Origin of the sequence: Flavobacterium antarcticum DSM 19726, from assembly GCF_000419685.1 — a bacterium.
Taxonomy (GTDB): Bacteria; Bacteroidota; Bacteroidia; order Flavobacteriales; family Flavobacteriaceae; genus Flavobacterium; species Flavobacterium antarcticum.
In genome coordinates this window covers 165,605-186,567 of record NZ_ATTM01000006.1, presented here as the reverse complement: position 1 = coordinate 186,567, position 20,963 = coordinate 165,605, and the positions used below count along the sequence as shown (strand labels likewise).

Sequence of the window (20,963 nt, the reverse complement as noted above, 5' to 3'; positions counted from 1 at the left end):
CGGAAGCAAAAACCTTATTTTTGTGGAAAATAGATTTAACTATGAGTTTTGATAAAGAACAAATTTTAAAATTGTGTCGGGATTTCTCCAAAAACACGTTGATGGAAACGTTAGAAATTGAATATATTGACGCAGGACCTGATTTTCTAAAAGCTAAAATGCCTGTGAATTCAAGAGTGCATCAACCGATGGGATTGTTGCATGGTGGTGCGACAGTGGCGCTAGCAGAAAGCGTTGGAAGTGCGGCTTCAATGATTTTTATAAATCCTGAAAAGCAAGAAGTTCGTGGAATTGAAATTTCTGCGAATCATGTAAAAAGCAAACGAAATGGAATTGTTTATGCAACCGCTAAAATAATTCACGAAGGCAGAAGCATTCACTTGTGGGAAATTAGAATCACAGATGAGAACGATAATTTGATTTCAATCTGTAAATTGACCAACATGATTTTGCCAAAACGCGAGCGAAATGCTTAATATTTTTCAAAAAGCGGCCGGTCATTTTAAAGAAAATTTGCCTTTTGTACTTTATGCAAAGCCAAATTCTACTCAAGTAATTGGTATATTTCAGCAGAATATTAATTTGTACGAAAGTACCGATTTATCTGAAAAAGGATTTGTCTTTGCCGATTTTAAGGGAAGTCAAGCGATTATATTTCCTTACAATGAATCCGAGATTTTGAATCAGAAGTATGAAGTAAGCGATAATTTATTTCACACAGAAGAATTAAAAATTTCAGAAGATGGAAAAGAAGCTTTTGAAAACTTAGTTCAAAAAGGAATCAAAGCAATTGAAGAACAAGTGTTAGAAAAAGTAGTTCTTTCCCGGCAGGAAACTTTAAAACAAAAGAATTTTTCATTTTTAGAAGTGTATCAAAATATGCTTTCAACGTATCCAAACGCGTTTCGGTATTGCTGGTTTCATCCTGAAGTCGGAATGTGGTTCGGTGCGACTCCAGAACAATTGTTGAAAGTTGAAAATTCAAAATTTGAAACGGTTGCTTTAGCTGGTACACAAAAATACGATGCGAATTCGGAAGCGGTTTGGCAACAAAAGGAAAAGCAGGAACAGCAATTTGTGACTGATTTTATTTTGGGTAAACTTGCAGCAGAAGCTCAATCTTTGCGTCAAACACAGCCTTTTACGTTTCAAGCAGGAAACGTGGTTCATTTAAAAACAACTATAAATGGCATTTTTAAATCGGATTTTGATTTGAAAAAAGTTTTAAAAGTCTTGCATCCAACACCAGCAGTTTGCGGACTTCCAAAAGAAGTAGCGAAGGATTTTATTTTGAAAAATGAAGGATACGAACGGAAGTTTTACGCTGGTTTTTTAGGTGAATTAAATGGCAATTTATTGAAGAATGAAAATAAAGATTCGAATTTATTTGTGAATTTGCGTTGCATGGAAATACAGCAAAGTAAAATCCATTTATACATAGGTTGCGGAATCACGAAAGAGAGCAATCCGGAAAAAGAATATTTCGAAACCGCGAATAAAGCAATGACGATGAAGAGGATTTTAGATTGAAAGACGTAAAGACATAGAGACATAGAGATAAAAATATTGAGTGGTTATACGACTTAAATTCGATAGATATAAATTTAAAACTAAACCTTTTTTTGATTGTTTATTGTTTTTTTACTCTTTTAGACATTATATAAAACACATATTATGAAATTAGATATTTTAGCCTTTGGTGCACATCCAGACGATGTAGAATTAGGTTGTGGCGGAACGATTGCCAAAGAAATACAATTGGGAAAGAAAGTAGGAATTGTCGATTTAACGCGTGGTGAATTAGGAACACGTGGTTCTGCTGAAATTCGAGATAAAGAAGCAGAAAAAGCGGCTAAGATCCTCGGCGTTTCCGTTCGGGAAAATTTAAGAATGCGCGATGGTTTTTTCAAGAATGATGAAGCACATCAATTGCAAATTATTGAAATGATTCGGAAATACCAACCCGAAATCGTTCTGTGTAACGCTATTGACGACCGGCATATTGACCACGGAAAAGGAAGCAGCTTGGTTTCTGATGCTTGCTTTTTATCAGGCTTACGCAGAATTGAAACCAAACACAACGATCAAGCACAAGAAGCTTGGCGACCAAAAGTGGTTTACCATTACATTCAATGGAAGGATTTAAAACCTGATTTTGTAGTCGATATTACTGGTTTTGAGAACAAGAAAGTGGAGGCGATTATGGCTTATGATTCGCAGTTTTTTAATCCCGATACTAATGAACCGGTGACACCGATTGCTACTAAAAACTTCTTGGAAAGCGTCAATTATCGGGCTCAAGACCTCGGAAGATTGATTGGAACTGATTTTGGCGAAGGATTTACGGTTGAAAGATATTTGGCGGTCAACAGTTTAACAGATTTGATCTAATTTTTTGAAAAAAAGATTTGCAAGAATGAAGTTTTGCAGTATATTTGCACTCGAATAAACATGGTGATTGTAGCTCAGTTGGTTAGAGCATCGGTTTGTGGTACCGAGGGTCGCGGGTTCGAGCCCCGTCTTTCACCCATTTTTTGAAGCCTTAGAGAAATCTAAGGCTTTTTTTATGCCTGCTCTTTATTTAAATTAATATAGGTTTTGAATTAAACCATAAAAAAAACCAGTAATCGCTTACTGGTTTTCACTTTGAATGCAATTGCATTTATTTTCCATCTTTATCGACCACAGGTCGTTCTACTCTATTGGCTAATTCCCACGCGGTCGCAAAAGCAAGTTGTGCTCTTTTTGCTAAAGCATCGTACTCAATTTTATCTGGCGTATCGCCTGGTAAGTGGTAATCATCGTGCGTTCCGTTGAAATAGAAAATGGAAGGAATTCCATTTTTCGCAAAATTGTAATGATCGGAACGGTAGTAAATTCGCTCTGGATCGTTCTTGTCGTTGTATTTATAATCAAGGTCTAATTTAGTAAACTTGGCGTTAGCCTCTTCGTTAATTTTGTGTAAATCACTGGATAATCGATCTGAGCCAATTACATAAACATAGTTGTTTGTTTCTTTATGCAACAAATCACGGCGTCCGATCATGTCAATATTTATATTAGCAATCGTATTTTTTAAGGGAAACAAAGGATTCTCAGAATAATACCGCGAACCGTGCAAACCCTTTTCTTCAGCGGTAACGTGTAAAAACAAGATGGAACGTTTTGGCCCAAAGCCATCGTCTTTTGCTTTCTTAAATGCTTGAGCGATTTCCAGTAAAGCAACCGTTCCTGAACCGTCGTCGTCCGCACCATTATAGATTTCGCCGTTTTTTGTTCCCACGTGGTCATAATGGGCTGAAATGACCAAAATTTCTTCCGGCTTTTCACTTCCTTCAATAAAGGTCCAAATGTTTTCAGAGTCACTAGGTGTTGGGCTGTAACTTCGTTTCATAAATGCAGCAGGGACTTTTTGGTAAAAAGAAGAAGCTCCTTTTGGAAAAGAAATCTCCATTTTTTCATATTCGGCAATTAAATAGCGACCTGCTTTTTTCTGACCTTCGCTTCCTGTATCGCGGCCTTGCATCGAATCTGCAGCGACAATATAAAGGTGTTTTTCTAATTCTGCTGAAGTAATGGTATTGAGGTATTTTGTCAAGTCGACGGTTGTACTCGTTTTAACTTGTGTGGGCTGTGATTTTGGTTGGCCACAAGCAAACAGTAGTGTAGTACCAATTAAAAATATAATTTTCTTCATTTTAATGTAAAGTTATATAGCTGTATATAAATAAGGATAGAAATAAAACGGTCATTATTATTAAATTTATGAAAAGCAGCACGATGCTTTTAACAAATGACACGAATCGAGAGTTACCATAAAACCGATGGTGTGCGGGAAAAAAATAGTAAATCATCCAACCTACCGCAAGAACGGTAATTGCCGAATGAATAAATGACAGTACCTCATTTGAGCCAAAAACATCAAAAATTGTTCTTAGTAAGAATAGAAGCAGTGAAATTAATAGCAGAAAGGAAAAATAATGCAAAGTAAAAATACCGTGATCAAAATAATACCACTTTTTCTTATTGTGCAGCAGCCACAGAAAAAATGCGAAAATAGGCATGTAAATAAGTAGAACTTTTGGAAAATTATGCAAGATGGACTCGCTTAATTTTTCTTTCATTTCTTCAAGTGTGAATTTCTCACTGTTCTCTATGGATTTTCGTAAATATTTGCGAAAAATAACAGGCACTTTATCCTTTTCGTTCCCGTACTTATGAATAGAATCAAACTCTTCCACCGATTTAAATCCAATCGTTAAAGTGGATTTTGTGGTGCCAAAATTTTTAAAAATTTTAGCTTCAATTACTTTTTTTTCGGTTTTACTTAAACCACTTTTTTGTAATAATTTTTTGAGTTGTTCTTGATCTTTCAGTGTTTGATCTGAAATTACAATTGTGTCGATTACTTTATCGGAAACATTTGCTTTGACTATTTCAGGTTTTGACGGAAGAATCGCTATTAAAAGAAAAGTTATAAAACTTATAAAAATATACAGTCGAACGGGAGCCAAGTAAGACATCCTCTTTCCGGATAAATATTCCGTGGAGAGTGAAGATGGTTTAAATAATAGGTTGCGAATCGTTTTCCAAAATGCATTTTCATAATGGGTCAAATCCTCAAAAAAGTGCACAAATAAGTGGTGAAATGTTTTTCGCGTTTCAATATTTTCTTGGCCACAATTTCCACAAAATCGTTTTTCAACAACATGATGGCAATTTAAACACGTTTTATCTTTTCTGATGTGGCTTTTTCCCATGAAATGTTAATCATTAATATAAAGTGCTTAAAACTACAAAAATTATTAATCAATTAACACATTAGTTCAAAACAGCATTTAAAAATAATTTCATGTGTTCCCAAGAACGCTTGTCTGCTTTTTCATTGTAAGCCGCACCTTTTGAATTATCGGTTCCAGCGCCAATTTCGGTAAAAGCGTGCACTGCATTTGCGTAATAAATCATTTGCCAATCTGCTTTTGCATTACGCATTTCATTTTGAAAATCAATAATTGATTGCTGAGAAACATATGGATCATCGGCACCGTGAAGGACTAAAACTTTAGTATTTATGGGAGTTATAAATCGCGTCACGTCTTTTTCTAAACCGCCGTGGAAAGAAACGACTCCTTTAAAATTCATGTTAGAACGTGCTGCTTCTAAAACGCCAGTTCCGCCGAAACAATAACCTATAACTACTATGTTATCGGGATTCGCGCCTAATTTTATTAATTGGGCCAGTGCCAAACTGATTCTTTTTTGGTACTCTAAAAAGTTGGTTTTATAGTACCCTGCTTGTTTTCCTGCTTCTTGCGTGTTCGTAGGATAATTGCCTTCACCATAAATATCGGCAATGAAAGCCGTGTAATTTAAGTCGGATAATTGTTGAGCCACGTCTTTTGAATGGGAATCAATTCCTTTCCAAGCGGGTAGAATTAAAATTCCTGGTTTGTTTGTTGAAGATACTTTTGGTTGAATTCCAAAACCATTTAATTTTTGATTTCCATCTGAGTAAGAGACTGGATTTAATTGAGCTTGGGTAAATTGCATTGTGAAAAGTGTAAGGACTAAGATGATTGTTACTTTCATACTGTTTTAATTTAAAGGTCCAATTTAAGATTTTGAGAAATTGCTTAGTAAGACTTTAAAAGTAATAAATAAAAACGTTTAACAATTTGTAAATTTTTAAGCGTAGCGAATATTTATTTTCTGCCACTGTTTTTAGAATTTCTATTATTTTTTGCAGCATGGAATTCAAAGCAAAAAAATAAAGCTATTTTTACAGTAGAAATTTCAATTCAAAATCAAATAAGTATGGCTATTCAAAATTATAAAAATCACATTCGCTTTTATCCACCACATCATTTTGTTTTTTATCCGGTGATTATGTTCCTTTTGGCGTTTGCAATTCGCAGTGCCGTAATGGACGAACTGAATCGATCGTTGTGGATTTTTATGAGTATAATCGTTTTTGTAATCGGTTGGTTAGCTTTTATGCTTCGCCAACATTATGCCTTGGTTTTGCAAAATAGAATTGTGCGTTTAGAATTGAGATACCGTTATTTCGTGATCACGGGAACTCGTTTTGAACCTATGGAGAACTTGTTAAATGACGGTCAGATTTTTGCACTTCGATTTGCACCTGATGAAGAATTGCCATTATTAGTTCAAAAAGCTGTTGCTGAAAAACTAAATGGAACTGCCATTAAAAAAAGTATTGTAAATTGGTTTCCTGATCACAGCCGCGTTTAACTATCAGAGTATGTTAGCAAAAGAAAAAGAAATTCAAAATTATATCGAGGCAATTTCAACAGAAAAAAAAGAACATTTTATGCAATTGCGAAGTGTAATTTTAAAAAGTTTGCCTTCCGGTTTCAGTGAAGAAATGTCTTATGGAATGGTCGGATTTGTGGTGCCGCATTCTATTTATCCTTCGGGTTACCATTGTAATCCCAAGCTTCCGTTGCCATTTATGAGTATTGCTGCACAGAAAAATTCCATCAATTTATACCACATGGGAATTTATGCAAATCCTTCTCTTCAAGAATGGTTTCAAAATGAATATCCAAAACATTGTAAAGCAAAGTTGGATATGGGTAAAAGTTGCATTCGATTTAAGAAACTTGATCAAATACCTTATTTATTAATAGGAGAATTGTGTTCGAAAATGTCCGCTTCAGAATGGATTTCGACGTACGAAAAAGCGTATAAGAATTAATTTTTAAAATAGATTCTAACAGCGGTTCCTTTGTGTAATTCGCTACTCATTTCAATTTTGCCACCCATAGCTTCCACTTGATTTTTAGTTATAAATAGCCCAATTCCTTTTGCATCTTTATTGTTGCTGAACGTTTTATATAAGCCAAAAACTTTATCTCGGTGGCGGTTCATGTTAATTCCAATTCCGTTGTCCTCAATTTCTAGAACAGAAAATTCATTTTCTTCGTAGAATTTAAATTTTATGTACCGGTTTTCATTTCGATTATTGCTGTATCGGACCGCATTAGAAATAATGTTGATTAAGATACTTTGCAAATAGGCTCTGTTGTAGAGAACCGTTACTTTTGGTGAAATGACTCCAATTATTTTAATGTTTTTTTGTCTAATTTCTTCGCTAATAACGTCTAACGTTTTCAAGACGAAGTCAACTAATACTAAGCTTTCAATATTGAGGTTCACATTTTTGCGAATGTTTATGACCTCATTTAGATTAATGATGGTTTCATTCAAGTCGTTAGAAACAGTCCCAACAAGTTGAATTAATTTTTGCCGTTCTTCGTCGTCGTCTGATTCTTTAATTAAGGTCGCTAAGGATTGAATGTTACTTGTGTGCGAACGTAAATTATGTGACACGATATATGAAAAGTTCATTAGACGCTTATTCTGTTCTGTCACCATTCCTAACGATTGCTTTAAGTCGCTTTCGTTTTCTTTGATCAAGGAGATGTCGATCATAATACCTCTTAAAACAATTTTACCACCTTCCTCAAAATAAACATTTATAATATCTCTAAACCAAACGATTGTGCCATTTTTCGCAACCATTCGGTATTCAACACTGAATGAATTTTCTTGTTTGCTTTTTTCTTCGCAATATTCTGTCACCCATTTAAAATCATCGGGGTGAATGTGGCTTTCCCAAAAATGATTAACAGTCAACCATTCCTCTGCCTTATAACCTAAAAGATGTTCTGCTTGTGCACTGACAAATTGATATCGCTTTGTTGCATCGTCATATTCCCAAACAATTCCTTCAATTGAGTTGATTATCGATTGTAATTTTTTTTCAGATTCAACGATTATTTTTTGTGTTTTTATGGCATTAGTAATGTCCTCCGTAGAAATGATAAAACGACTAAAACTTTCTTCATAACCTGCGACAATGTTCCAGGTTATTGCGATCGTTATTTCTCTACCAGTTGGAAAAATAACAATTCCTTGTGCATTTCCTTTTTTAAGTCCTTGACTAATATCAACAAGCATTTCTATAATGGCTTTTGTTGGAGATATTTTCATAGTACTATTGTAAATCTCAATGAGCTCATTTTTATCTTTAGCCTGATAGAGGTTCAAACACTCTTCATTCACACTAAGCACTTTGATTTTTGAAATTATTTCAAACAAAATTTCCGAATTTGTTTCGAGAAATTGCTTCACATAATTTCGGTCTTTATGCATTAAATCTAATTTCAAAAAGTACTCTTTTACAACAGACCCATCTTCTTCCCACAAGGGAATTGGCGACTCCTGAAATAAACTTTTAAATTGCAATTCGCTTTGAATTAGCTGCTCTTGTGCTTCTTTTCGTTCTGAAATATTTTCGATAGCAAGTAGAATGGTCTTACTACCTCCAACTTCGTCTTGCAAATGAGAAGGAACAATTTGTGCCCAAATGTAGTTGCCCATACTAGTTTTCAATCGTACACTAATGGAAATATTTTTGACAACAATTGAATTTGTAGTGTTTAAATACGTACTGAATTTCGTTAAGTCGTCCGGATGAACAAATTCATAAAAAGACCTTCCGATTAGTTTGGAAGTTGAGGCGGAAAGCAATGAACATAACTGTGGATTAACTTCTACAAACCGCTGATCACTGTGATTTATTTGTGCAATTGCAATGGAAGTCTTGTTAAAAATCACCTGAAATTTTGCATCAGATTGCTGAATTCGTTCTGCTTGAATTGAATTTAAAACTGCCAAATCCCGCGGTTTCTTTAAAATAAGAAATATAAAAAACGGAAAGAGTAAGCAAATCAATAAACAAAGTATGAGGTAGGGAAATAATTCAGAAATATAATATTTACTACTTTGCTTTTCAACAACATATAAATTCCAGTCGCCATCGGGAATAAATACTTTTTGATACACTTTATCCGTTAAATCGCTTGACTGACTTAAGAAAAATTGCTCTTCATTGGTTTCTTGGTTAACTTTAGAAAATTGAAAGTAGTAATTGGGGTTTGTCGAATCGTAAATACCGGTTGTGGCAATCAAATTATCAAAGTGAATCAGTACCGCAGAAAAACCCCAAAATTTTCCCTTGATGTAAATGGGATATCTTCCAGCAACCGCTAATCCGCCTTGCTTTAATTCAAAAGGACCAGCAAAGTATACTGCCTTTCTTTCAATAGCTCGTTTGGCTTCAGATGCAATCGCGGGATTTTTTAGAATATCATAATCAATCGCTTTTTCGTTGTTCTTCGTGGGATAGACATATTTGATTACGCCATTTGGTACGAGCTCAATGATGTCAATTATGGGATTTAATTGAATGATATCAGCGGCCACACTTTCAAAGTTTTCTGGAATTCCATTGTCGTTTATGGTCATTCCCAATGCCAGATTACTGTTGTACGAAGCTTTGAGGGTTTGCTCTAAATTTTTATGAACTGAATTTAGCAAATTCGACATTTCTAATTCGTGTCGTTGTTTTGCATACTCATACCTCAAATTAATAAAAAACGCGGATAAGCCAATTAACACAATAGCCAAAGAAACGGCAGTAACCGTTGGGCTTGTTATTGATTTTGAGAGCACTCTTGAACGAGATAATTGGGTATTATTCAAAGCGAAAATATATTAAATTGTAATTTTTATTATCGCGAAGTGGGTTTGCAAAAGTAATAAAGATACAACAATAATCTCATGGTGTTATTGTAGTTTTTTGGCTGTTAATATTATCTTAATTTAGGAAAGATAATAAAAAAAAACCGGAATAAATCCGGTTTTAAATAGCTTGAGTATTATTTGTATTTCGCTAAAAATGAATTTCATGTATTTCTTATGGTTTTCTTGAAATTAAAAACAGACTTCTACTTCTCGTAAAATCCCGTGTATAAGTTTTTGTTTACTTTGAAATAAATGAACTGATTTTTATAATCAAGAATGATATTGAACTTTTTCAAGAACGCATTTCCATAAAAACCAGCCAATTTATCAGTCGCGTCAATTCCTTCAGTCGCAGTTGAAAGAGCGGTATCAATTCGGTAAAATGATTTGTTTGCAAATTGAATTTCAGGACAAAGCACTATTGGCAATTCTACTACAGCACCATCAGAACCTTGATAACTAGCAGCACCAATCTTTATCATTTTACTTACAAATTTATTTTTTTTTGCAAATGGTATGGTAATTATCAATGCATCATCAGCACCCGTATCAAGCCCAAAAAGTCCTGCGTATTTTTTACCGTCGATGACTAACGCACTTTTTACATAAGTGGGATAAAAACTAGCAGAATGCATTTTCATTTTTGTAAAACCTTTGTAATTGATGGATTTATCGTTTTGTGGATAAAAATGTAGCATTTGTTTGTGGTAATCAATCTCAATAATGTGATTTTGCATAATATCAGTTCCAAGAACGCCGTCAAATGAATCGGTTTCATAAGGAATGATGGTTAAAAATAATTCTTTCTGCGTAAGATTTCCAAGCTTCAATTCATTCGTAGAACTGTGGTCCACTTCATTGGAACCGTTTGAACCAATATTTGTACTCTTGCCGTCGATGTGAAGTTTTACTTTGTGAAGTGAAAGCTGATTAATTACACTTCCATCAGCACCAGTATCAAAAATAAATTTTAAACTATCGGACTCATTTATTTTTGCATAGATGTAAATCGTGTTTTTTTCTACTGTGAAAGGTATAGAAATGACGGTTTGGGCATACTGACTTATTGAAAAAAGAGTCAGTAGCAATAGATATGTGTTTTTCATTGTTTTGTAATTTTATTTTGAAAGGATAATTCAACTATGAATTGTGTAAAGACGTTCTCGAATCAGACATTTTTACAAATAAATATTTTTTTTGACTTTTACGTAAAATGGTCAATTCTCTTTTGTTAATTTGAGTTTTCAGGTACTGCTTTTACGAGTTTATTAAATTTTGTCATCGCTACATTGAATTCTTTCATTTTTTCTAAAAATTCTTTAGATTCTGGTTTTAATGCTGAAATCTCTAAAATATACTGCTTTGTTTCCTCATCAAATAACCGAATAGCTTCAGAATCCATTTCTTTTTTAAAGATTTTCATCTCGTTGTTAAATTTATTCCACACTTTTTTATTGTTTCCAGTGTTAGGAACTGTTGGCGCTACAGGTGGAGTTGGAAATTTTAGCATCGATGGCGGCGTTGGGTAATTTGGAGGAACCGGATGAGTTGGAAGCGTTGGAAGTTCAGGATATTCATTAAATGTTTGAGATTCTTTTTCCGTATTTTTTTGATTTTTTTCCACAGCTTCAAAGTGTTGTTTCAAATGCTGATTTTCTTTTGTACCGCCAAAGCCGAAGGTCTGTTGCCCATTCTCATCTGTATTTACGAAGATGGTAAAAGGTTTAATTGCTTCTGATTCTGAAACGTCATACACTTTCGTATTTCCCTTTTTGTCGGATAGAGTAACTGAAAGGCTTGTTATTTCTCCTTTTTTATTACGGGAAATCTTTTTAAATTTCATTAGAATTCCAAATTCTTTCTTGAAATAATCAGCTTCTTTATAAATCACTTCGTCTGTAGAAGACGAGCTTACAGTCATTTGAGCCTTTGTGGTTGTTTTCTCAATGATAGTTTCAGTAGACTTTTTCTCTTGCGCCACAACTTCTATTTGATACGTTAACATGAAGAAAACTAATGCAGGAATTACTAATAAGTATTTCCAAGAATGGTGCTTTTTTGATTGATTTTTGTGTAACATAACGATTCGTTTTTTGATTAATGATTGATAAAAATGATTGGTAATGGCTACAGGATTTTCGGCTGTAGTTATTTTTAGTAAGGTCAATAAATAGGATTTTTTATCTACGGCTTTCGCCAAAGCATTTTGGTCGGCTATGAATTCTAAATTCTGAACCATAGCTTTTTTATAGAGCCAAACTAATGGATTCCACCAAAATAAAATACAATTCATTCTGGCAATTAGTACGTCTACACTATGCAATTGCTTTGCGTGAATCTTTTCGTGTTCAATGATGTTTTCTAATTCTTCGGCTTGAAATAAATTTGGATTGTAAACGATTTTTTTGAAGAATGAAAATGGAGTAATCAGATGATTGACTTCAATAAATTCAAAGCCATCGGATTGTCTTTTGTTATTTGTACTGATTACTTTTTTCAGCGAATAAAACTCGATTATTAATTTTGAAAGAAAAATAAGTACGCCTAAACCGTAAAGCACGATTAAAACTAATTCCCATGAAAATGCATTTTCTTCAAGAGTCGCTACATTCGTTATTGTATTCGATGTCGTTCCAGTATTAATTAGCTGAACAGTTGAAACTACCGGTTCTACCCAAACGATTTTCTGAAAAGTAAGTAACGGTAAAAGTGCCGAACAAAAGATTCCCACGATTAAAAACCACCGATTCGCCGTAAAAAACGTTTCTTTTTTCAACAGAAAATAATAGGTGGTAAAAAAGAAGAGTAGTAGTGTGCTTGACTTTATTAAATAGATGACTAAATTTTCCATAGCATTATTTTTTTTCTATCATGTCAATAATTTCGCGGAGTTCTTCAGCAGTAATTTTCTCTTCTTTGGCAAAAAAAGAAACCATGTTCTTGTAGGAATTATTAAAATAACTCTCAATAGCCGTATTCATAAAAGGCTTGCGGTACGCTTCTTTTGTAATGATTGGGAAATACTGATGGGTATTTCCAAAGGCATGATGCGATACATAACCTTTCTCTTCTAGATTCCGAACAATCGTCGAAAGTGTATTGTAATGTGGTTTATCTGTAGTAATTTCTGCAGCAATTTCTTTTACAAACGCTTTTTCGAGCGTCCATAAAATGTGCATGATTTCTTCTTCCTTATTGGTTAACTTTTGCATAGTTGTAAAATTTGATAATTCAAACTTACAACTATATTTCTAGTTTACAAACTATTTTTATAGTTATTAAACTATTTATGTAGTTTTAATTTTTCTTTTTGATAAAGCTGTATCAAATAATAGCAAGCCAATGTAGCAAGAAGTCCCAAAATACCCATTACAACCCAGTTGGTTCGGTACCCAAAATATTCAATAAGTTCTAATCCTGATTTAGAACTTCCAATATGTGCCAAACTAAAACTCATCGTAAATAATGCCATGTATCGGCCTTCTTGCCCTTTTGGCGCTCTTGAAAGTGCAAATGAGTTGGAAAATGGAAAAATCAACATTTCGCCAAAAGTCATCAATATCATGCTGATGACTAAAATTCCTGCAAAAGTATCAAACAGTAGTACAAAAAAGCTGAATGACATTAAGAGACAGCCCACTAATATCAGTTTTAATTTAGAGGTGTTTTTACTTTCAAACGTACTTACTATTGGCATTTCCAAAAAGAAAATAAGCAAACCATTCATGGTCATTAAAAGTCCAGTTTGAAATTCAGTCAAGCCGTATTTCTCCGTATGATAAAGTGGAAGTGTTGTGAAAATTTGGAAAAACAACAAAGCAGAAACAAAACTTACAAATAGGAATATCCAGAAAATGGTGTCTTTGTAAACTGATTTTACAACAACAGCTTCATCAAAATCAATTTGTTCGAAAGCAGGTTTTTTCTTTTCTTTCACCAATATGGCGAAGATAGAAATAGCAACAATACAAGCTGTTCCGTCGACCCAGAAAAGACCGTGATAACCCATATTCATGATAATCAGTCCTCCCATTGCAGGTCCAGCTGCAAAACCCAAGTTGATTGCCAGTCGCACTAAAGTAAAAGCGCGTGCTCGATTTTCGGGTTTGGCATAAGTTCCTAATGAGACATACATTGCGGGACGAAACATATCGGCAATCATCATAATTCCGAAAATAGCGAAGCATAACGAATAAAAAGTCGTCACATATTGAATGGCAAAAAACAACAATCCACTCGTAAAAAGACTGAAAACCATGATTTTATAGAAACCAATTTTGTCTGATAATTTCCCACCTAACCACGAACCAGCCATAGAACCCAGTCCAAAGCAAACCATAATCCAACCGACTTGACTGTAGGTGAAATGTAAATCTTCCCGTAGGTATTTCGATAAAAACGGCAAAACCATCGTACCCGCCCGATTGATGAACGTGATGAGGGTTAGAATCCAAATTTCTCTTGAGAAACCTTTGAAATTATTGATGTAGTTGCGCAACGCATTTTGAAACATTCGTACGAATTTGTGTGGCGCAAAGTTCTAAAAAATAGTTTTGGGAATTTTGTTTTTTGGAAATAAATTTTAAAGAAAAGTGCGGAATTGGTTTTACCACAAATTACGCAAATTTGCACAAATTTTTATTCGTGTTAATTCGTGCAATTCGTGGCGAAACTATTTTAAGCCGAAATAAATTTGTTATTTTTACAAAAAATAATTTCAATGCAAAAAATACTCGTTTCACTGTTTATTTTCACTTCGCTGCTTTCTTTTGGTCAGCAAAAAGTGACGGCAGAAGCCTTTCAAAAAAAATTGAATGAAGAGTTTGCAGATGCTACCAAATCTCCTTTGACAGATGAAGACCGATTGGAGTTCAAAGCACTTGATTTTTTTCCAATTGATGCGAATTTCATTGTTGAAGCTAAATTTGAAAAAGCGAAGAATGAAAAGGCATTTGCGATGAAAACTTCTACAGAACGCACTCCAATGTATGTCAAATATGGTGTTATTTCATTCACTTTAAACGGTGAAAATTTCAAATTGAACGTCTATCAAAATTTAGAATTGATGAAACGACCGGGTTTTAAGAACCACTTGTTTTTGCCCTTTTCGGATTTGACGTCGGGGAATGAAACCTACATTGGTGGACGATACATTGATTTAGAAATTCCAAAAGCAAAAACGATAATCATCGATTTTAATCAAGCGTATAATCCGTATTGTGCTTACAATTACAGATATTCGTGCCCGATTGTTCCTTTGGAAAATGATTTAGCCACGAAAATTAATGCGGGTGTAAAAAAGTTTCACGACTAATGAAATTCATTAATATTCACACGCACGAAAGCTCTGAAAATTCATCAGTTTTGGAAATTGTCAATCAATATCCGAACTCATTTGACAAGAATGTTCCTTACTTTTCAATAGGGATTCATCCTTGGTACATCAACGCCGATTTTTGGAAAGCCGAATTAGCCATTATCGAAGAGAAATTGCAGTTTGGAAATTGTTTGGCTTTAGGCGAATGTGGTTTAGACAAACGAAGGGAAACACCAATTGAATTTCAACTTGAAGTATTTGAAGCCCAACTTTTATTAGCGGAAAAATATAAAATGCCCGTTATCATTCATTGTGTTGCAGCTTTTCAGGAATTAATTGCCTTAAAATATAAATTAAATATTTCGGTTCCAATGGTAATTCATGGTTTTTCAAAAAGTATTGAGCTTGCGGAACAGCTATTGAAAAACGGATTTTATATTTCATTTGGAAAATACTTGATTAAAAACCCTGAATTAGAATTGGTTTTTGCAAGTATTGCAAACGAACGTTTTTTCTTAGAAACCGATACTATTGAAGAAGGAATCGAACAAGTATATGATTTGGCAGCGAAATATAAGAACATAGATGTTGTAACTTTGCAGCAAATTGTAACAAAAAATTTTAATACCGTTTTTAAAAATGGCAGAATGGACTGAACGCGCCGAACTTTTATATAAAAAGGAAGGATTGAATAAATTGCAGAAATCGAATGTACTAATTGTCGGAATGGGAGGAGTTGGTTCATGGTCTGCCGAATTTCTTGCAAGAGCCGGTGTTGGAAAAATGACGATTGTGGACGGCGATGTTGTGGATATTACGAACATCAACCGCCAATTACCTGCGTTACATTCGACAGTTGGACAACCAAAAATCACAATAGTTGGCGACCGTTTAATGGACATCAATCCGGAACTTCAACTTACACGCATTCAAGAATTTTTGTCGCCTGAACGCGCGTTTGAAATTGTGACGGACGAGTTTGATTACGTTTTAGATTGCATTGATAGCGTTACACCAAAGTTGAATTTGATTATTGGAGCGAAACGCAAACATGTGAAAATCGTGAGTTGCATGGGTGCTGGTGGAAAAATGGATGCTTCCAAAGTAAAAGTAGCCGACATCAGTACGAGTAACAGTTGTTTTCTTGCACGCGTAATTCGCAAACGCTTGAAAGAAGTAAAAATTGATAAAGGTGTTAAAGTTGTTTTTTCGACTGAAATTCAAGACGAGAATAGTTTAAAAACCACGGACGGAAAGAATTACAAAAAGTCATTTTACGGCACGAACAGTTACATGCCGGGACTTTTTGGATTATATGCTGCAGAAACTGCGATTCGGTATTTATTGAAGAGAGAAATTTAGTTTTTAGTTATCGCAAACATTTTTTTGCTACTGATTTATACGATTTAAAAGGATTTAATCATTGGAAATCACTTTAATTAGTAGCTATTTCTTTAAAATTACGTTGTAAACAGCCTTTACTATTTCGTCCACGTCATTTTGCGTTTCCACTTTAAGATTTTAAATTTTGCACTGTCGTAAAATAGTCCGATGAGAAGCATTGTCGCGGGAATAACGAGTACGTAAAGATGGAAATACGCATATAAAATTCCAGCAAAAACACCTCCTAGAAAAAAGAAAAGTATAATTCGCAAATGAACATTAATACTAGATTTTAGTTTCTTTTGCTGTTTTTCTTCTTTGTAGAAAATAAGTTGTGACAATTCAATTCCTAAATCGGTGAAAAGTCCCGTTAAATGTGTCGTTCTGACCAATGCATCTGAAATTCTTGTGACTAATGCGTTTTGTAATCCCATGGCAAACAAAAGACTAAAAGCAATAATGTTGGGAAAGTGAAGAATTAAATAAGTTCCACCTAAACCCACGGTCAACAAAATTAGTATTTCAATTAATGCGGGAATAATATAAATGTACTGTTCGTTTTTCCGGCGAATGAATTCAATTAAGAAACTTGAAATAAACGAACCCAAGAAGAAAAACAGAAAGTATAAAAAGTAAATTAAGCTTTCGCCAAAGTTCATCTTGAATACTTCATCTACAAAAAATGCGAAATGCCCCGTTACATTCGTAGTAAGGCGTTGAACTGCCAAGAAACCTGCTACATTTACCATTCCTGCTACAAATGATAGTAAAGATGCAATTTTCTTGTTGTGGCTTAAAGTTCTGGTTTTTCCTTGGTGTCTAAACATTATTTTGCCATAGTATCAGTATAAAATTTCGGTAAAACTAACTTATTAAAATAAAAAGAGGATTTTATTTTTACGGTTTACGCAATTACAAAATCCTCTAAATTGTATTTAAATCGTTTTACTTCCAATAATTGTTTGCAGCAGCAATTGTTGCAAATTCGGTAGCTACCGTTTGTCCAATTGCGATTAACATGGCTGCATCTTCTGCATAAATTGGTCGCATTTTCTCTCTCATTTCAGGATCTGGTTGCGTCACTTTTATAATGAGTCGCGCCATTTTAACGGCCAGTTGACGTCCTTCTTCGGGCGTTTTAGTAATCAAAGAATTGTTGGGTACTAATTGTGTTTGTTCTGACATATCGTGATTTTTTAAGTTGTATTTCGTTTTTAGACAAGAAATTCAAATGCCCGTAATCCATTTATTATTGTAACCGCAGTAACATTTGAAGTTTAAAACTTTGACTTCGTAAATATACTAAAAATTAAAAAGAGCCGAAGGAAAAGCCACAATGAATAGCGTAAGTTTCTCGACTTTAAACTGTGTTTTCTTTATTTTAAAACTGACTTATTCATGTCTAACGCCAATCCGATGTAGGAATTACTGTTAAATTCAAATTCATCTACGATTTCCCATCCCAATTTTTTATGTGCTTTTTCAGAAATAGGATTGATCTTATTGATAAAAGTAATTGAAATAGGAAATTTCTTTAAAAGTTCAAGTCTCATTTCTTCAAAAATTAGAGGAAGCAAACCTGTTCCTCGGTATTTTTTATCAATACAAACTGGACCGTACTGGAAACTATTTTCTGTAGTAATTTCATCTCCTTGAAAAGATAAAGAAGGAAAACGAGAGACCATATAATTGAAAATTTCCCACTGTGCAAAATAGGTCCAACTCGCGGCAAAAGCATAAGCGACCACTTTTAAATCTTCGTTTTGCGCGATAAAAAGTCCGCGTTGTTCAATTGCTTCTTCAATTTGTTCGGTTGTAAATGGAGTGGTTACAAAACCTTCCAGTCGTTCTTGCTCGTTCAAATTGCGAAATAAGTACAATTCTTGAAGAGATAAAATTTGTGTAATATCGGCTACTGTTGCAATTCTTGTAGTGATCATAGGTCGTTGATTTATTTGCTAAAACTTGTAATTTTGAATCGTTTTATTTAATTGTAAAAGTAGCGAATAATCACTAAAAAGGAGACACAAAAATTTTCAAAAACGCAATTATTTCAAGTCATTTTTGAACTAGAACTCACTAAAATTTTAAAGCTATTTAAAATGTCAAAATAGGTAGTGTGTTTGTATTCTAACAAAATCAAAACGGTTTGTTTATTTACTCAATTTCGCAATTCATTTATGAATTCTAGAGCGTTCTGGTTTGTGGAAATAGGACGAGCTTAGGTTTAGAATCCCATTATTTACTGCTATATTTGTAAAAAAAAAAACTTAATCATGGAAGAATGCATTTCTGTTTTTGACATGTTGAAAATTGGTGTTGGTCCTTCGAGTTCACACACACTTGGACCTTGGCGTGCTGCCGAACGATTTTTAGCAGAGCTTGAAGCCAAAAATATATTAGAGCAAACCAATCGAATTGTGGTCGATTTATACGGTTCACTTTCCTTGACGGGAACCGGTCACGCAACGGATTTAGCTGTAATGTTGGGTTTGACAGGTCAAGATCCAGAATACATTCCAATTGAAAACATTGATACGATTATTCAGTCCATTCAGAAAACGCACCAGTTGCATTTGGCCGAAAAAAAGAATATTTCATTCAATCCCACGACTGATATTATTTTCAATAAAAAGTTTTTACCATTTCACTCTAATGGAATGAGTTTTACAGCTTTTACAGATACAAAGGAATATAAATCCACTTTTTACTCCATTGGTGGCGGCTTCGTAGTGAAAGAAGAACGTGCTACGGCTAAGAAAAAGTTGGAAGTGAAGTGTGCTTTTCCTTTTCCAATAGACAATGCCGACCAATTATTGGTTTACATGCAGGAAGAAAACAAGAGCGTTTCTGAAATTGTTTATGAAAACGAAAAATCAATGCGTACGGAACCCGAAATTCATTCGGAATTAATGCGTGTTTGGGATACGATGTTAGAGTGCATGTACATTGGTTGTCATTCTGAAGGTATCTTGCCAGGCGGATTAAATGTTCGTCGACGCGCTTTTGACATGCATCAAAATTTGATTGGTCTTGCCAATTATAACAATCCGCAAGAATGGTTAGAATCAATCCGACATACGGAAGTAAAATTTCGTCAGATTTTAAAGTGGGTAAGTTGTTTTGCACTTTCGGTTAATGAAGTAAATGCTGCTTTAGGTCGTGTGGTTACAGCACCTACAAATGGAAGTGCTGGTGTAATTCCTGCTGTTTTAATGTATTATTTATGTATTGAAAATCATCAAGCAGGCGAAAAAGAAATCAAGCAATTCTTGCTAGTTGCAGGAGAAATAGGAAGTTTGTTTAAAAAAGGAGCTACTATTTCAGCAGCAATGGGTGGTTGTCAAGCCGAAATTGGCGTTTCTTCTGCAATGGCTGCGGCAGCTTTATGTGAATTGATGGGTGGCGCTCCAGAACAAGTCTTGATGGCGGCCGAAATAGCAATGGAACATCATTTGGGACTTACTTGCGATCCAATTGGTGGTTTAGTGCAAATTCCGTGTATCGAACGGAACACAATGGGTGCGATTAAAGCTATTAATGCAGCAGAATTAGCCTTAGAAACCGATCCCAAAAATGCAAAAGTACCACTTGATAAAGTGATTGCAACGATGTGGAGAACGGCTCAAGACATGAATACAAAATATAAAGAAACTTCTGAAGGTGGTTTAGCAATTAGCGTCAACATGGCCGATTGTTAAATTAAAAACTTTTGGTAAATATCTAGAATTCCTATTCCTTTTGGAATAGGAGTTTTTTTGAAATTAAAACTAATTCATAGTAAATAATAATTGATTTTTGAAATAGTATCGATTAATTTCTAAACACTATAGTTTTGAATCCAATATATTTCATCTTGTTTAGCAAATGAATCTCACTTTTTTTCATAAAAAATGGAATCTCTGCTTTGTTTTAAAAGAGGTAAATAGTGTTGTTTCATATTTTTTTATAGATTTGTTTGCAAATAATTTAACATTGATAAATTATAATTTTTAAAAAAGGGTACCTCTATACGCTTCAAATAACAAATTAAAACTGATTTATCGCTAACTAATTTAACTATGATTAAAACACTACTTTTTTCAATTTTCTTTACTGTTGTTTTTTCATCGAACGGCTTTACGCAAGAAAATACAAAAGAACTTCAATTTGGAATTCCATTTTCGATTACTGTTCCTTCCTATATGAATCGAACTACGGGTTTAAATGGAGACGCTGCAATACATTTTAAAAATGCTGTGAAAGATGTTTACGGAATAATCATTGAAGACAATAAAGAAGAATTAGAGCTATCGGAATATTATTATTCTTCATTAAAAGAGTTTACAGAATCCTTTAGAAGTGATTTTCTTACAGATGAACCTACAAAGAAATTTTCAACATTTACTTTAAAAACAATTGGCGACTTAAACTTTTCTGAATTTGATGCTAGTTACACTAGTGCTGAAGATGGAACTGAAATATATTATTGGGTAGGATTAGTAGAAAGTAAAAAAGCGTTCTACAAAATTTTATTGTGGACTACTGCTAATAAAAAAGATGTCTACAAGGAAGAATTTAGAAAAATATTTTACAGTTTTAAAGCCTAAAATATAAGTACAGACGCACTAATATTTAAAATATAAAAGCGCCTTTTGATTTTAAAACTATT

At 34.0% G+C, this 20,963-nt stretch carries 21 protein-coding genes and 1 tRNA gene; 11 read left to right on the top strand and 11 right to left on the bottom strand.

What is annotated here, in order from left to right:
* The first annotated feature begins 41 nt into the window (after positions 1-41).
* The 4 genes from YWA_RS0111750 to YWA_RS0111735 all read left to right on the top strand — a co-directional run bounded on the left by YWA_RS0111750 (position 42) and on the right by YWA_RS0111735 (position 2,529).
* Entirely contained in the window at positions 42-476 is a 435-nt protein-coding gene (locus tag YWA_RS0111750) for a PaaI family thioesterase (RefSeq protein ID WP_026718774.1), read from the top strand.
* Positions 469-1,530, top strand: coding sequence for an isochorismate synthase (locus YWA_RS0111745; RefSeq protein ID WP_022828707.1), 1,062 nt, complete (start codon positions 469-471; stop codon positions 1,528-1,530). Before YWA_RS0111750 ends, YWA_RS0111745 begins: the two co-directional genes overlap by 8 nt.
* A gap of 144 nt (positions 1,531-1,674) precedes the next feature.
* Positions 1,675-2,391 (top strand): bacillithiol biosynthesis deacetylase BshB1, encoded by a 717-nt coding sequence (gene bshB1 / locus YWA_RS0111740; RefSeq protein ID WP_022828706.1) that lies wholly within the window; start codon positions 1,675-1,677, stop codon positions 2,389-2,391.
* A 62-nt stretch (positions 2,392-2,453) separates the two neighbouring features.
* A tRNA-His gene (locus YWA_RS0111735) sits at positions 2,454-2,529 on the top strand.
* Between the two features lie 133 nt (positions 2,530-2,662).
* On the opposite strand, the gene YWA_RS0111730 is transcribed toward YWA_RS0111735, so the two are convergent.
* From YWA_RS0111730 to YWA_RS0111720, 3 genes are all read right to left on the bottom strand, one after another.
* Positions 2,663-3,697 carry a M28 family metallopeptidase gene (locus YWA_RS0111730; RefSeq protein ID WP_022828705.1) on the bottom strand — a complete coding sequence of 345 codons (1,035 nt, stop codon included), beginning with the start codon at positions 3,695-3,697 and terminating at the stop codon, positions 2,663-2,665.
* A 1-nt stretch (position 3,698) separates the two neighbouring features.
* Positions 3,699-4,760 carry a DUF3667 domain-containing protein gene (locus YWA_RS0111725; protein ID WP_022828704.1) on the bottom strand — a complete coding sequence of 354 codons (1,062 nt, stop codon included), beginning with the start codon at positions 4,758-4,760 and terminating at the stop codon, positions 3,699-3,701.
* Positions 4,761-4,821: 61 nt separating this feature from the next.
* Positions 4,822-5,589, bottom strand: coding sequence for a dienelactone hydrolase family protein (locus YWA_RS0111720; RefSeq protein WP_026718773.1), 768 nt, complete (start codon positions 5,587-5,589; stop codon positions 4,822-4,824).
* A 225-nt stretch (positions 5,590-5,814) separates the two neighbouring features.
* Here YWA_RS0111720 and YWA_RS0111715 point away from each other — a divergent pair, with 225 nt between their 5' ends.
* Entirely contained in the window at positions 5,815-6,252 is a 438-nt protein-coding gene (locus YWA_RS0111715; RefSeq protein WP_022828702.1) for a DUF6526 family protein, read from the top strand.
* 10 nt (positions 6,253-6,262) lie between these two features.
* A complete protein-coding gene (locus YWA_RS0111710; RefSeq protein WP_022828701.1) occupies positions 6,263-6,718 on the top strand; it encodes a DUF1801 domain-containing protein in 456 nt (151 codons plus the stop codon).
* On the opposite strand, the gene YWA_RS15420 is transcribed toward YWA_RS0111710, so the two are convergent.
* The 5 genes from YWA_RS15420 to YWA_RS0111685 all read right to left on the bottom strand — a co-directional run bounded on the left by YWA_RS15420 (position 6,715) and on the right by YWA_RS0111685 (position 14,125).
* Complete coding sequence (locus YWA_RS15420) at positions 6,715-9,570, bottom strand: PAS domain S-box protein (RefSeq protein WP_157505343.1); 2,856 nt, start codon at positions 9,568-9,570, stop codon at positions 6,715-6,717. The genes YWA_RS0111710 and YWA_RS15420 overlap by 4 nt on opposite strands.
* Before the next feature lie 245 nt (positions 9,571-9,815).
* The gene (locus tag YWA_RS0111700) at positions 9,816-10,718 is read right to left on the bottom strand and encodes a retropepsin-like aspartic protease (RefSeq protein ID WP_022828699.1); all 903 of its coding nucleotides are present in this window, start codon (positions 10,716-10,718) and stop codon (positions 9,816-9,818) included.
* Between the two features lie 125 nt (positions 10,719-10,843).
* A complete protein-coding gene (locus tag YWA_RS15055) occupies positions 10,844-12,463 on the bottom strand; it encodes a M56 family metallopeptidase (RefSeq protein WP_022828698.1) in 1,620 nt (539 codons plus the stop codon).
* Between the two features lie 4 nt (positions 12,464-12,467).
* Positions 12,468-12,824 (bottom strand): BlaI/MecI/CopY family transcriptional regulator, encoded by a 357-nt coding sequence (locus YWA_RS0111690; RefSeq protein ID WP_022828697.1) that lies wholly within the window; start codon positions 12,822-12,824, stop codon positions 12,468-12,470.
* A 71-nt stretch (positions 12,825-12,895) separates the two neighbouring features.
* Complete coding sequence (locus YWA_RS0111685; RefSeq protein WP_022828696.1) at positions 12,896-14,125, bottom strand: MDR family MFS transporter; 1,230 nt, start codon at positions 14,123-14,125, stop codon at positions 12,896-12,898.
* Positions 14,126-14,332: 207 nt separating this feature from the next.
* On the opposite strand from YWA_RS0111685, the gene YWA_RS0111680 reads away from it, so the two are divergent.
* Genes YWA_RS0111680 through YWA_RS0111670 form a run of 3 tightly spaced genes read left to right on the top strand, consistent with a single transcriptional unit; the run spans position 14,333 to position 16,291 of the window.
* Complete coding sequence (locus YWA_RS0111680; RefSeq protein WP_022828695.1) at positions 14,333-14,926, top strand: DUF1684 domain-containing protein; 594 nt, start codon at positions 14,333-14,335, stop codon at positions 14,924-14,926.
* Entirely contained in the window at positions 14,926-15,585 is a 660-nt protein-coding gene (locus YWA_RS0111675) for a TatD family hydrolase (protein WP_022828694.1), read from the top strand. Before YWA_RS0111680 ends, YWA_RS0111675 begins: the two co-directional genes overlap by 1 nt.
* Entirely contained in the window at positions 15,569-16,291 is a 723-nt protein-coding gene (locus tag YWA_RS0111670; protein WP_022828693.1) for a tRNA threonylcarbamoyladenosine dehydratase, read from the top strand. The genes YWA_RS0111675 and YWA_RS0111670 overlap by 17 nt, the downstream gene beginning before the upstream one ends.
* 119 nt (positions 16,292-16,410) lie before the next feature.
* Here the strand turns inward: YWA_RS0111670 and YWA_RS0111665 are convergent, their stop codons facing one another.
* From YWA_RS0111665 to YWA_RS0111655, 3 genes are all read right to left on the bottom strand, one after another.
* The gene (locus tag YWA_RS0111665) at positions 16,411-17,139 is read right to left on the bottom strand and encodes a YoaK family protein (protein ID WP_022828692.1); all 729 of its coding nucleotides are present in this window, start codon (positions 17,137-17,139) and stop codon (positions 16,411-16,413) included.
* A 118-nt stretch (positions 17,140-17,257) separates the two neighbouring features.
* On the bottom strand, positions 17,258-17,497 hold the full coding sequence (locus YWA_RS0111660) for a hexameric tyrosine-coordinated heme protein (RefSeq protein ID WP_022828691.1): 240 nt from the start codon (positions 17,495-17,497) through the stop codon (positions 17,258-17,260).
* Between the two features lie 191 nt (positions 17,498-17,688).
* Entirely contained in the window at positions 17,689-18,252 is a 564-nt protein-coding gene (locus YWA_RS0111655; protein ID WP_022828690.1) for a GNAT family N-acetyltransferase, read from the bottom strand.
* 336 nt (positions 18,253-18,588) lie between these two features.
* On the opposite strand from YWA_RS0111655, the gene YWA_RS0111650 reads away from it, so the two are divergent.
* Both YWA_RS0111650 and YWA_RS0111645 read left to right on the top strand, forming a co-directional pair.
* A complete protein-coding gene (locus tag YWA_RS0111650; RefSeq protein ID WP_022828689.1) occupies positions 18,589-20,013 on the top strand; it encodes an L-serine ammonia-lyase in 1,425 nt (474 codons plus the stop codon).
* Positions 20,014-20,373: 360 nt separating this feature from the next.
* Positions 20,374-20,901 carry a hypothetical protein gene (locus YWA_RS0111645; RefSeq protein ID WP_022828688.1) on the top strand — a complete coding sequence of 176 codons (528 nt, stop codon included), beginning with the start codon at positions 20,374-20,376 and terminating at the stop codon, positions 20,899-20,901.
* The last annotated feature ends 62 nt before the right edge of the window (positions 20,902-20,963 follow it).

Excerpts from the sequence above, each read along its gene's own strand:
- YWA_RS0111645 (WP_022828688.1), top strand. The coding sequence starts at position 20,374 with ATGATTAAAACACTACTTTTTTCAATTTTCTTTACTGTTGTTTTTTCA.
- YWA_RS0111725 (WP_022828704.1), bottom strand. The coding sequence starts at position 4,760 with ATGGGAAAAAGCCACATCAGAAAAGATAAAACGTGTTTAAATTGCCAT.
- YWA_RS0111700 (WP_022828699.1), bottom strand. The coding sequence starts at position 10,718 with ATGAAAAACACATATCTATTGCTACTGACTCTTTTTTCAATAAGTCAG.
- YWA_RS0111720 (WP_026718773.1), bottom strand. The coding sequence starts at position 5,589 with ATGAAAGTAACAATCATCTTAGTCCTTACACTTTTCACAATGCAATTT.
- YWA_RS15055 (WP_022828698.1), bottom strand. The coding sequence starts at position 12,463 with ATGGAAAATTTAGTCATCTATTTAATAAAGTCAAGCACACTACTACTC.
- YWA_RS0111715 (WP_022828702.1), top strand. The coding sequence starts at position 5,815 with ATGGCTATTCAAAATTATAAAAATCACATTCGCTTTTATCCACCACAT.
- YWA_RS0111745 (WP_022828707.1), top strand. The coding sequence starts at position 469 with ATGCTTAATATTTTTCAAAAAGCGGCCGGTCATTTTAAAGAAAATTTG.
- YWA_RS0111750 (WP_026718774.1), top strand. The coding sequence starts at position 42 with ATGAGTTTTGATAAAGAACAAATTTTAAAATTGTGTCGGGATTTCTCC.
- YWA_RS0111650 (WP_022828689.1), top strand. The coding sequence starts at position 18,589 with ATGGAAGAATGCATTTCTGTTTTTGACATGTTGAAAATTGGTGTTGGT.
- YWA_RS0111665 (WP_022828692.1), bottom strand. The coding sequence starts at position 17,139 with ATGTTTAGACACCAAGGAAAAACCAGAACTTTAAGCCACAACAAGAAA.
- YWA_RS0111685 (WP_022828696.1), bottom strand. The coding sequence starts at position 14,125 with ATGTTTCAAAATGCGTTGCGCAACTACATCAATAATTTCAAAGGTTTC.
- YWA_RS0111675 (WP_022828694.1), top strand. The coding sequence starts at position 14,926 with ATGAAATTCATTAATATTCACACGCACGAAAGCTCTGAAAATTCATCA.
- YWA_RS0111655 (WP_022828690.1), bottom strand. The coding sequence starts at position 18,252 with ATGATCACTACAAGAATTGCAACAGTAGCCGATATTACACAAATTTTA.
- YWA_RS0111690 (WP_022828697.1), bottom strand. The coding sequence starts at position 12,824 with ATGCAAAAGTTAACCAATAAGGAAGAAGAAATCATGCACATTTTATGG.
- YWA_RS0111730 (WP_022828705.1), bottom strand. The coding sequence starts at position 3,697 with ATGAAGAAAATTATATTTTTAATTGGTACTACACTACTGTTTGCTTGT.
- YWA_RS0111680 (WP_022828695.1), top strand. The coding sequence starts at position 14,333 with ATGCAAAAAATACTCGTTTCACTGTTTATTTTCACTTCGCTGCTTTCT.
- YWA_RS0111670 (WP_022828693.1), top strand. The coding sequence starts at position 15,569 with ATGGCAGAATGGACTGAACGCGCCGAACTTTTATATAAAAAGGAAGGA.
- YWA_RS0111710 (WP_022828701.1), top strand. The coding sequence starts at position 6,263 with ATGTTAGCAAAAGAAAAAGAAATTCAAAATTATATCGAGGCAATTTCA.
- YWA_RS0111660 (WP_022828691.1), bottom strand. The coding sequence starts at position 17,497 with ATGTCAGAACAAACACAATTAGTACCCAACAATTCTTTGATTACTAAA.
- bshB1 (WP_022828706.1), top strand. The coding sequence starts at position 1,675 with ATGAAATTAGATATTTTAGCCTTTGGTGCACATCCAGACGATGTAGAA.